The sequence below is a fragment of the Nocardiopsis tropica genome, assembly GCF_042660575.1.
Lineage (GTDB): Bacteria > Actinomycetota > Actinomycetes > Streptosporangiales > Streptosporangiaceae > Nocardiopsis > Nocardiopsis tropica.
Genome location: NZ_JBHSUF010000043.1, coordinates 1 through 11,307, shown reverse-complemented (window position 1 = coordinate 11,307; position 11,307 = coordinate 1). Strand labels below are relative to the sequence as shown.

The window sequence follows — 11,307 nt, the reverse complement described above, 5'->3', positions numbered from 1 at the left end:
GGAGACCACCGGCAAGTCGAGCCGCGACCCCGGACCCGTCCCCCTCGGCGGGACCAGCAGGGACGTCCCCCTCGGCACCCTCAACACCGACTCCCCCCTCACACGCGACGGCGGCCCGACCGACGACCGGAACACCACCGGGACCGACGACAACCGGGACCCCAACCGGAGCACCCGGGAGGAGGCACCGCCGCCCCCGCCGGAAGGCGGACCGCGGCGCCTCACCTATGCCAGCGACTTCGTTCCGGACCGGGAGGGCCAGGCCTACGACCTGGGCTACCTGACCACGTCCACCCTCCTCGGACCGGACATGCTCTTCACCGAGCACCTGCACGGGTTCGTCGACGACGTCCTGGCCGGCACGCCTGACATGCCCGCCCCCGCACGGCGGGCGATCCTGGACGGCGTGGTCGACATCCTCGACAGGGAGGGACCCCGCCCCTTCCTCCGCGAGGGCGGGCACACCGTCAGCACCACCCACAACGGGCAGACGTGGAGCGCCGACATCGACCTGCGCCCCGAGGACGGCGAGTTCTACCGCTTCGACATGCAGACCCTGAGCGGCGGCGAGGACTCCAGGCGGCTGAGGCTCCACGGCGCCGGCCCCGGGGTGGACTCCAGCGAGAGCGGGTCACACGGCCAGGGCAAGACCGCCGCCTTCAAGGTGTCGGTGAACCCCTTGTACGTCGGCAGCATCGGCGGCAACGACGCGGGCCCGATCCTCTCCGGCGGCGGGCGCGGCGGCAAGAAGGTCCGGGGCACCTCCGGGTCCGCCTCGACCAGCGCCAACGCCGACACCGGCATCGAACTGCTCGGCCCCCTGACCCCCTACGTCGCCGACCTGCACATGAAGGCCTCCGTCACCGGCCCCGGCCTCACCTCCCCCCGTGTCCAGGAGGGGACCTCGCACAACGGGCTGAGCATGAACCTGCCCGGGGAGGTGGTCTCCTCCGACGCGCCCCGGCACATCGAGCCCAAGAACGGCCCGGCGGACGCGGACGGGAACCGCCCACCGGTGAACCGGCCGTTCATCGGCGCCGGCCACCCGCTCGAGATCACCCGCTTCTCGCCGGCATCGGACGGCGGGACCGACCGGGACACCGCGTCCGGTGACGGAGGGACCGACCGCAGCGGCAGCACCACCACGACGGGCGGCGGCCGGAAGGACACCCTGGGCACCTGGCTCGCCGACCACCTCCTGGGGCCCCGTCCCAAGGGGGGCCGGGGCGGCGGCCGCACCCCGTCCAAGAAGGAGCAGAGCGACGACCAGAACCGCACATGGATCGAGTCCACCTTCGACAACGACCGGGTGCTGCAGTACCTGCCGCAGATCTCCAACGGGTCCTCGCAGATCCGGATCGTCTTCCCCACCGGCTCTTCCCGCCCTCCCCGCACCATGGAGATGTGGTCGGTCTCGACCGAGTACGACCGCAAGGACTTCGCCCCCGGCCTGGCCGACTTCGTCCACGGCAACACCCTCGTCAAGAGCGACTCCTCCACCGTGAAGAGCTCCACCGTGGCCTCCGGCTCGATCGGCGGCGGCTTCGGCATCTGGCTCGAACTGCCCAACGGCAAGAGCATCCGGCTCGACGTGCCCTTCGTGGAGTACTCGGCCACGTTCGAGAGGAGCACGGGGACCACCCTGAGCACCTCGGGGACCAGCAGCCACGTCGTGCACGCCCCCGCCGGCCACGCGGCCTACGACGTCAAGCGCGACTTCTACGTCCGCCTCGACGGCGAGGAGGCGCACCGCTTCGAGGCCGACACCGTCGAGATGCTCACGGTCGAGGACGCCCGCCTGCTCAACGGCGAACTCCCCAAGGTCCCGACCTCGACCGACGGGCCGACCGCGCCGCCGCGGCCCCCGTTCCCGAACCTCGTGGCGAACGGCCCCACGGACAAGCTCACGGACCTGAGCGGGGCCACCGTGCTCGGGTTCGGCCAAGCTTCCCCGGTCGCCCCGGAGAACCACGGCGAAGCGACGGACGGCACCGACACGACCGGCACCACCGCGGACACGGGTGTCGCGGACACGGCAAGCACCACCGCGGACACGGGTGTCGCGGACACGGCAAGCACCACCGCGGACACGGGTGTCGCGGACACGGCAAGCACCACCGGGGACGACGACGCGGACGCCGGCCCCCCGAAGCCCGACGCACCGCAGCGCTCGTTCTACGACGACCTGGCGTACAACGTGCTCAAGGGCATCGCCGAGAAGCACCCCGGCATGGTCATCCCGGACCTGGGGAGGACCAGGAAGAACTACGCCGTCCGCCCCAGCCACATGGCGCCGGACACGGTCCGCAGCTTCCGCGAGCGCTGGGGTTTCCGCCGCAACGCGGACGTGGCACGCGAGAACACCCTCAAGGTCATCAAGGCGCTCTCCGAGTCCGGTCTCAAGAGCGGTGCGTCCGCCCTGCCCGGCGACGGCATCCCGGTCCGCCTCCAGGAAACCGCCGTGATCGACCTGACGACGCTCATCAAGGACAGGGGCCTGCGCCCCGACTTCGTGACCTTGCGCGTCTACGGCGAGTTCGACCCCCTGGTGCACCAGTTCGACACGACCTCCAGCGGCGGTGGCCGATTCGGGGGGTCGGCCGGCATCACGACCACGAAGGGGTCGAGCCTCAACCACTCGATCAGCACCACCGTGGGCGGCAGTGTGCGCACCGACGAAGGCGCCGACGCGCGCGGCGTCCCCCGGGTGCTGGGGAACCCGGCGGCCGCGCTGCTCACCTCGTGGGGCACCAGCAAGGAATCCGTGCAGAGCCTCTCCCACGGCTCCGAGGAGACGGTCCTGTTCAACGGGGACTCCGACGTGTGGACGTCCCGCACCCGCTTCACCGCGCGGCTGTTCGAGCACGACGACATCGGGATGGCGCGCGACGACCGGTCCCAGCGCGAACACGGCACCCCGCTCCTGGGGGACGGGTTGGACACCCACACGGTCCTCCTCACGCCCAAGGTGCCCCCGACGGCCTCGGACTCCCCGGCCACCGTGTCCGATCCGGCGGGCACGACCCCCGACGACGGGACCGGGGGGCGGGAGGGGCGCACCCCCGAGACCGCCGCCGACACCGGGGGAGAGGACTCCACGCGGACGGACGCCTCCGGGGACACGGAGTCCGACACGACCGGGGGCCGGCAGCCGCTCACATACGACGAGTCGCGGCGCATGCTCCGCGGGGACTTCGTCCCGCGGCCCACCCCCGGCGGTGACCGGGGCGGCCGCTGGACCGTCATCCGGGACGGGGCCGTCCACACCTGGGAGCGCCTGGTCGGCGGAGGCTCCGAGACCGTCACCCCTGCCCCGAACACCACCGCGCCCCCTGCGGGCACCGTGACGACCACCGGCACCGTGACGACCACCGGCGCCGACGGCAACCAGACGGCGGTCCTCTCCCCACCGCCTCCCCCCGGCACCACCACCGACACCACGACCGCAACGGCACCGAACACCACCGCGCCCGGAGGCGAGCGGGACGGGGGCACCACCCGGGACAGTGGGCCCCAGCAGGGCCCTCTGCCCCTGAGCCAGACCCGCGCCCGGGCGATCCGCCGCATCGGCGGCACCGTCGAACGCGTCAACACCCACTTCGACACCGGCAGCCGGGGCATGCGCGGGCTGCTGGAGGAGACGTTCCGGACCTTCTCCGAAACGCGCAGCGGTCTCCACGACGGATACCGGCGCAAGCTCGAGTCGTTCCTCTCCCGGGCGTCCGGGAACGGTCTGCGGTTCGAGAACCACTCGTCGGCGGAGGAGCTCGCCGCGAGCAAGAGCGCGGCAACGTCCTGGGGCTCCCGGATGCGCCTGGAGATGAGCGGCGGTCTCTGGTCACCGCACGACATCCGCGCCACCATCGCCACGAAGGTCGAGGCCGACGAGGTCACCGACATGCGCCCCGTCGAAGCCCAGATGCGGTGGGGCGGCAGCAGCGAGACGACCCTGTCCACCACCACCTCCCTGACCCGCAGCGTCGGGCTCAGGTTCGGAGGCAGCGGGGGCCGCAACCCCAACCCGCACCCCTCCGACGGGTCCCTCCCCAACGAGGCCGAGCGACCGATCCCGCTGGTCGGCCCCTCCCACACCCGCACGTTCTTCTCCCGGAGCACGTCGAACACCCGGGCGACCGCGTTCACGTCGTCGGTGCTGTTCATCCCGAACGACACCAAGACGTACGCCTTCCGCGCCTCCGGCAAGCTCACACAGGCGATCGAGTTCCTGAAGAACTGGAGCATCGGACCGACCCTGACGTGGAAAACCCTGTACCTCGGGTGGACCGCTCCCGTCAAGGACCTGCTCGCCGGCTATGTGCACTCCCGCGACGCCCACCAGGACAAGCTGGTGCAGGACCGGGCGGTCCGCGACGGCGACAAGGTGCACCTGGGCGCACAGCCCAACCCGAAGAAGCCCGACAACGCCCGGGTGCGCCCCGGGTTCGAGGACAACGGCAGGCAGCTCCATCCCGCCGACCCCGGGGCCGCCCTCCAGAACCTGGTGGACGACCTCGCCTCGAACGGGCTGGAGCTGACGAAGCAGTCACGCGAGAACCTGCTGCAGAAACTGACCACGCACCTGGGCCAGAACCCCGACTCCACCGTCCCGGTGCCGGTGGAGGTCCACGCGCTGGGGTCGGAGTCCGGGCCGGACTCGAAGCCGCGGGCGCAGCACTGGAGCACCGAGGCGAAAGTCTTCGTGAACCTGACCAGGGACCCGAAACCGGCCGAGGTCTCGTACCCCGGCCAGTCCGGCTACTACATCGAGTCGCACAAGTGGACGCAGACCCAGGCGGGTTCGCAGACCAGGGGGACCGGGAACTCGTCGAGCCTGGACGGTGTGCTGTTGCAGCCCACCTCCTACCCCCAGGACGAACAGGGGCCGGACCAGCAGCCGGGCCACCGCCCGCTGTTCGCCTCCCCCGCCGGAGCGCTGTCCTCCTCCACGAACGACAGCCGCACCTCCGGGGAGTCCCGGGACGACACCCACACCGTCGAACTGCACCTGGACACCCCGTTCGCGAAGGTCCGCGCGGACACGACCATGACCCTCACCCTCGAACTCGGCGCGCCCAAGGGAGGGCGGAACGGCAACCCCTCGCGCGCGGTCTACACGGGCGAGGCGGACAGCGGACAGGTCGACACGCTGTACGCGTTCGCGTACATGGACTTCGACCCCCAGGCGGAGACCACCACGGACACCGTCACGGAGGGGGACACGCGGGGAACCGGCGCCGACCTGCTGTCGCCGCCGCCCGCCCCGACCGTCACCACCTCCACCGACGGCGCCGAATCCACCGGGACCGACCGGGACACCCCCCCGGCCCCGGAGGGCGACGACACCACCGGCGACCGGACGCGAAACGACACCACCGGGGACGGCCGGGCCGCCACCCCTCCTTCGAACGACGGCGCGACGCAGCTGCCCGTAGTCCCCAAGGACGCGTCCGCGCCCGACCTGCTGCGCGCCTGGGCAGACAACGCGGGTCCCAGGCCCGGCAACGACTCCGCCCTCGCACTGCCGGCCATGGTCGAGAACGACGGCCAGGCCCTGCGCGACCAGGCCAACATCGTCTTCGCACGGTCCTTGGGCTGGAAGCCGTCCACCGACACCCCCGCCGAGGGGCAGCCCACCAGCACCACGACGAAAGCGGAGTCCACCAGCACCACGACGAAAGCGGAGCGCACCAGCGCCGAGGCGAAAGCGGCGCGTGCCTACCTCGCCGCCGAGTACGGCCAGGACCCCGTGTACAACGACATCGATCACAGCTTCAGCAAGGGGGCCATCAAGGCGGTGGTCCAGTCGGCCTCACGCGAGCAGGAGGGGGTGCAGTTCGCGGACCTCAACCGCACCCAGTGGGGCGCCAAGGCCCTGACGAGCACCCGCGGAGCGAAGATCCTGGACGCGCTGCCGGGCGGCCAGCTCAGCGACTCCCGCACCCGGTCCCGGACGCACAGCGCCGGCACCTCCCACGGTGGGAGCCGAGGCCGCGGGGCGGAGATGCGCCCCTCCGCGCTGAGCACCGAGGTCGACGGCATCCGCTACGAGGGGCACGAGGGCAACTACACCGGTACGGCTGGACTGAACACCAGTTCGTCCAACGGGTCCGGAAGCGGCTCCAACCAGGCGGTCAAGGGCTACCAGGAGTCGGACCAGCTCCGCCAGGGGCCCGTCTACCTCATCGAGCACGACACCACCTGGGCGTTCGCCGCGGGCAGCAAGCTCAAGACGCCCGCCGCCTTCCACTCGGAGGACCCGAGCCTTCTGTCGACCTCGCCCTCCTCCCGGCCCACCCGCTGGGCCATGGGCCAAGTCACGATCCGGACGGCCGAGTGGTACTCGGAGTCCGACGCGATCGCGATGGGCTTCCTCACCCCGGACCAGGCGAAGGACACGGCCCCCGTCGTGAAGCAGCTGGCCAAGACTCGCAAGGAGTTCACCGAGGCGGAGGCCGCGTACGCCGACACCCGGGCCCCGCTGGAGGGCCTGGCCGAGAGGTACGCCGCCAAGCCGGCCGACGAGCGAGCCGAGAGCGCCTACAACGCACAGGAGAAAAAGTACGAAGATGCCCTGAAAGCCTTCAACAAGCAGATCGACGCCCTGGGAGCGGCCACGAACACCGTGCGCACCACTTTCGGGGGCGTCGGCCAGGGGACGGACGGCGGGACCGCTCCCCCCGCCCGCACGCCGAGCGGCGACGGCAACGGAGAGACGACCCGCGCACCGGCCCCCGCCGACAACACCACGGCCAACGGCACGACCGGCACCCCGGCCACCGGCAGTACCGACAACACCGGTGTCACTTCCGGAACCACCACGAGCACCGGCAACACCGGTGACGTCACCACGACCACCGGCGGGCCCCTGCCGAGCATCATCGTGACCCCGCCGGCCCCGGAGCCCGCGCCCACGGAACCCGCGCCCACAGAGCCCGCACCCACGGAACCGCGCCAGAACCTGGTCGACCACTTCCGGACGGCGTTGAACCTCGAAGTTCCGAAGTCCGACTCCCCCGTCCAGGACACCGAGGGCGGCCTGGAGCAGAACACGGACACCATTGACGCGCAGGTCCAGCGCGCCTCCGACGCGGCGGACACCGCGGCCCAGGCGGCCCGTGACGCACGCGTTGCCGTGAACGGCCTCTCCACGACCCTGGACCGCGGCAGGGCCGACCTACAGGACGGAAACCGCTTCCTCGAAGGCTCCGGCGGTGAAGTACCCGCCGCCGGGACGGAGGGACGCTCCCCCGCGCCCGGGGCCGACGGCGCCCCCGCGCCGGGGGCGGTACGGCAGGCACAGGACGCACAGCAGGCGGCGGACACCGCGCACGACAACGCCACGACCGCCGACAGGGACGTCACCGCCACCCGGAACAACGCCACCGCGACGGCGCCCGTACGCGATCAGCGGGCCCTCCTCGGACAGCTCCGCACCGCCGTCTCCGAGGCGGAGGGAACGGTCACGCCCGCGGCCGACGCCCAGCGCACCGCGGAGCGGCACGCGCAGACCGTCACCGGGCTCGGGAACGAACTCGACGGGGCCCGGACACGGCACCAGGAACTCAGCACCGCCGTGGAGGGCCTGTCCGGGCAGGACCGGGCCGCCGGCGGGGACCGGGCCGCCCAGGACGCGCGTGTCCGAGCGGACGACCTGATCTCCGAGCTGGAGGGGATCGCCGGTCGCGCCGACACCGCGCGGGCGGAGGCGGAGGCGTCGCGAGCCGAGGCCGAGACGGCGCAGACGGACGCGGACGCCGCGAAGACCAAGGCCGACCGGATGGCCGCAGACGCCAAGAAGCTGCAGACGTGGGCCGAGGCCCTCGACAAGAGCGCGTCCGGCCAGCGGGACGACGCGAACCGGGCCGCCGAGGACGCGCGGAACGCCAGGACGGCGGCACGGGGAGCCGCCGAGGCCGCCAAGGAGGCCCGCAAGGCCGCGGACGCGGCGAGGGCCAAGGCCGACGAGGTGCAGGAAAAGGCCGCGAACGCCGTCAAGGCCGAAACCGACGCCCGCGCGGCCCGCACCGCCGCGGACCGCGCGGTCCAAGCGGCGGCGAACGCCCCCCGCCCCTCCCCCGAGACGCGGACGGCGTCGACCGGCACCGACCTCCGGGAGACGACCGGCACCCCTGAGAACACCGCTCTGCGGGACGCGGAGAACGCACGGGAACGGGCCAAGGAGGCCCACCAGACCGCCCGCGAGGCGGCGAAGACCGCGGCCAGGGCACACGAGGAAGCGGAGAAGGCGGCTCAGGAGGCCGACAACCTGCGCGAGAGGGCCGACGCCGCCGAGCAGGATGCCCGAAAGGCCGCCGCACGCGCGAGGAACGCACAGAAGATCGCCGAGAGGGCCCGGGACTCCGCAGGGAAGATCGTGGAGATCGCCCGCGCAGCCGCCACCGACGCCGGTCAGGCACACAAGGACGCGCAGGGGGCCGCCGAGAAGGCGAAGACCGCGGCCGAGCGTGCCGCGGAAGCCGCGAAGACCGACCGGAAGGCCCGGGACGACGCCAAGGAAATCGCGGACAACGCCCGGAAGGACGCCGCCGACGTACGGGAGCTGCGGGAGAGGATCCCGGCGGCAGTGGAGCCGGGGAGGACGTCGTCAGAGAACGACCGGAAGAAGGACGGCGACGAGGACGGGAGCCGGGACGGGGACGGTTCGGGCAGCAGCGGCGACCGGGGCGACGGCAACGGCAGCGACGGCAACCGCTCCGACGGCGAGCGCGACCCCGGCACAGGGCACGAGGACGACAGCAGGCGCGGGGGCGAGGACAGGGACCGCGGAACGGACGGGGACGGCGGACGCTCCACGCGCGGGGACGGCCGGGACGACCGCGACAGCGGCGACCCGGCCCAGCGCGACACCGACTCGGACACCGACTCGCTCCCGGACCTGACCTCCGACTCGGACTCGGACTCGGACGACAGCGACGACGGCATGTCCCTGGACGACGACTTCTACGGCCCTGCGCCGGCGGTGCGCACGCAGGAGCCGGCTCTTGCCGATTCCGGCGACCCGTGGGCCGGCAACCCCCCGACCGGGCCCGATCTCAGCGCCCTCATCGCCGCGGACAAGAAGAAGGACGACAGGCCCTCGACGGTCGAGGACGTCGTCGCCGACCTCACCTACCGCTACCGGCCCGAGGACATCGGGCACCACACCGCCCAGGACGCCCAGGTCCAGGTCTTCATGGCGGGCCATCACCGGAGCCGCCACGGCCGCCGCACGGAGGCCGACCCCTCCGAGCAGTACACGGGCACCGACGGCTACGAGGCCGCCCCGGGCCCGGCCTACCCCGCCGGAACGCAGGTCTCCCAGTACCCCGCCCCGATCCAGTACACCCAGGACCCCACCGGGACCCACGACTCCTCCGCGGCGGCCTACGACCAGCCGCCCACGGCCCCGACCGAGGAGACCGCACAGGCCCAGGACGGGAACCAGGACGAGCGGACCGCAGCGCTCATGCTGTGGAACGGGACCTTCACCGGTATCGAGGACCTCGCCGCCACCACCGGATTCGACGTGGTGAGCCAGGAACAGCTCGTCGAGGACGGCTCCGACGGCAATACCTCGCTCATGCGCTTCGAGAACGGCGCGCAGGCGGTCTACAAGGACACCGAGGAGACCACCTTCGCCCGTGAGCGCGCCGACGCCGAGCAGCTCGCCTCACTGGTGGGCCGCGCCATCGGCGCCAACGTCCCCGGTGTCCTGCGCATCGGCGAGTACGAACTGTTCATGCACTTCATGAACGGCGTATCCGGGTTCACCCACTTGGACAACCCGCGATCCCCGCTCCTGAACACGCGGGACGGACACGTGCTGGGCCTGCTGGACCTGCTGATCGCCAACGGCGACCGCAATCCGGGCAACTGGCTGGACCAGGGCAACGGGCACGTGGCGGGCATCGACCACGGCAAGGCCTGGTTCAAGTACGAGCACACGCCGGAGGACCCCACCGACCTGGAGGGGCTGGCCTACATCAACGGCATGCGGCCCTTCTACGACTTCGAGGCCAATGCGTGGATCGCCAACCCGCTGACGCGGGCCGACATCCGGTTCCTGCGGACCCGTCTCGCCGGGCTCTACGGCGAGTTCGTCCGCCTGGGCCGGTCCGACTGGTTCGACGAGATGATGGAGCGCTTCGACATGCTGGCCCGCAACGCACGAGGGACCGCCAGCCTCTTCCCAGGGGGCGGCCGGTGACCCGTGTGCTCTATGTCCAGGACCGCCGCACGCAGCGGACACGGCCGTTTCTGACGCTGCACGACGACGGCACCCTCACCGGCCACGACCCTGCGACGGCCGACGCGATCCCACGCCTGCGCGCCACGCGCGGCTGGTCCGGCGAGCAGGTATTCGACGACTGCGCCGCGCAGTCCAACGCCTACGTCCGCTACTTCGAAGAACCGGCGTGACCACGGTCGGCATCACCCCCACGACGCGTCGGCCCCTGGCGCCGATGGGACGAACAAGGACGGTTCCTCCGCGAGACCGTCCGCGACGCCCTGGGCAACAGGATCATCGGCCGCGAGGAGCACAGTCCCTCGCACGCCTCGCCCACGCCCCCGGGACCGGCGAAGAGCACCCCGTCCCCCGGCTCTGAGAAGCGCGACGAGTTCTCCCTTCCTTTCCAGCGCCGGATCGCGAAGAATGCGATTCTCCTCGCAGGCGCACTTCTTCCTGCCCCTCTGCACCCAGCTCCCCAGGACTCCGCCCCTGGCGACACAAAGGCGCATCACGCGAATCGCAGAAGCGAATTCTTGAAAAACAGGATCTGAACGCCCGCCCACTGGCACGCGACCGCCGCTCGGACTCCTCAGCACACGCCGCCCCTTCCGATGCCGCTCCTTCAGAACCGGGGCGGCTCTTTCACGGATGCCACGCCGATGTCGGACGGCACGGACCTACCAGCACCCCCACCTGGCCTCTGGCCCTCCACCGCGAGCGGAACCCCGCCGGGAGGGAAACAGGAAGGGAATACCCGGTCGGCCCCAGGAAAACCGTTGCGGAAATACCAGGCACAGTAACCGAGTGGAACATGTTCCAGAAACACCCCGCTGCTTTCGGTTCGCGCCCATGACCTTCGGAAATCAACCGGAGGAACCTCAGCGAGGGTTTCGGTCAGGGTAATGGGCCACCGATTCACGCGACTTCTCCGGTGCTAGTTTCGTGCCCGCGCAGCGGTACCAGGGGGTAGAGGGAGGGATCGCGTATGCCGTTGGACCACAACATGTCCGACTCCTCACGCAAAGCGATCGAGGTCCTCACCGGCATCCAGGTCCCCAGAGCCGGCATCAACAACC

The 11,307-nt window shown here is 71.6% G+C and carries 2 protein-coding genes; both read left to right on the top strand.

The features are described from left to right. Positions 1-310 precede the first annotated feature (310 nt). Positions 311-10,207 (top strand): hypothetical protein, encoded by a 9,897-nt coding sequence (locus tag ACFQBR_RS33330; protein WP_378554970.1) that lies wholly within the window; start codon positions 311-313, stop codon positions 10,205-10,207. Beyond that, on the top strand, positions 10,204-10,419 hold the full coding sequence (locus ACFQBR_RS33325; RefSeq protein ID WP_267945573.1) for a hypothetical protein: 216 nt from the start codon (positions 10,204-10,206) through the stop codon (positions 10,417-10,419). The genes ACFQBR_RS33330 and ACFQBR_RS33325 overlap by 4 nt, the downstream gene beginning before the upstream one ends. The last annotated feature ends 888 nt before the right edge of the window (positions 10,420-11,307 follow it).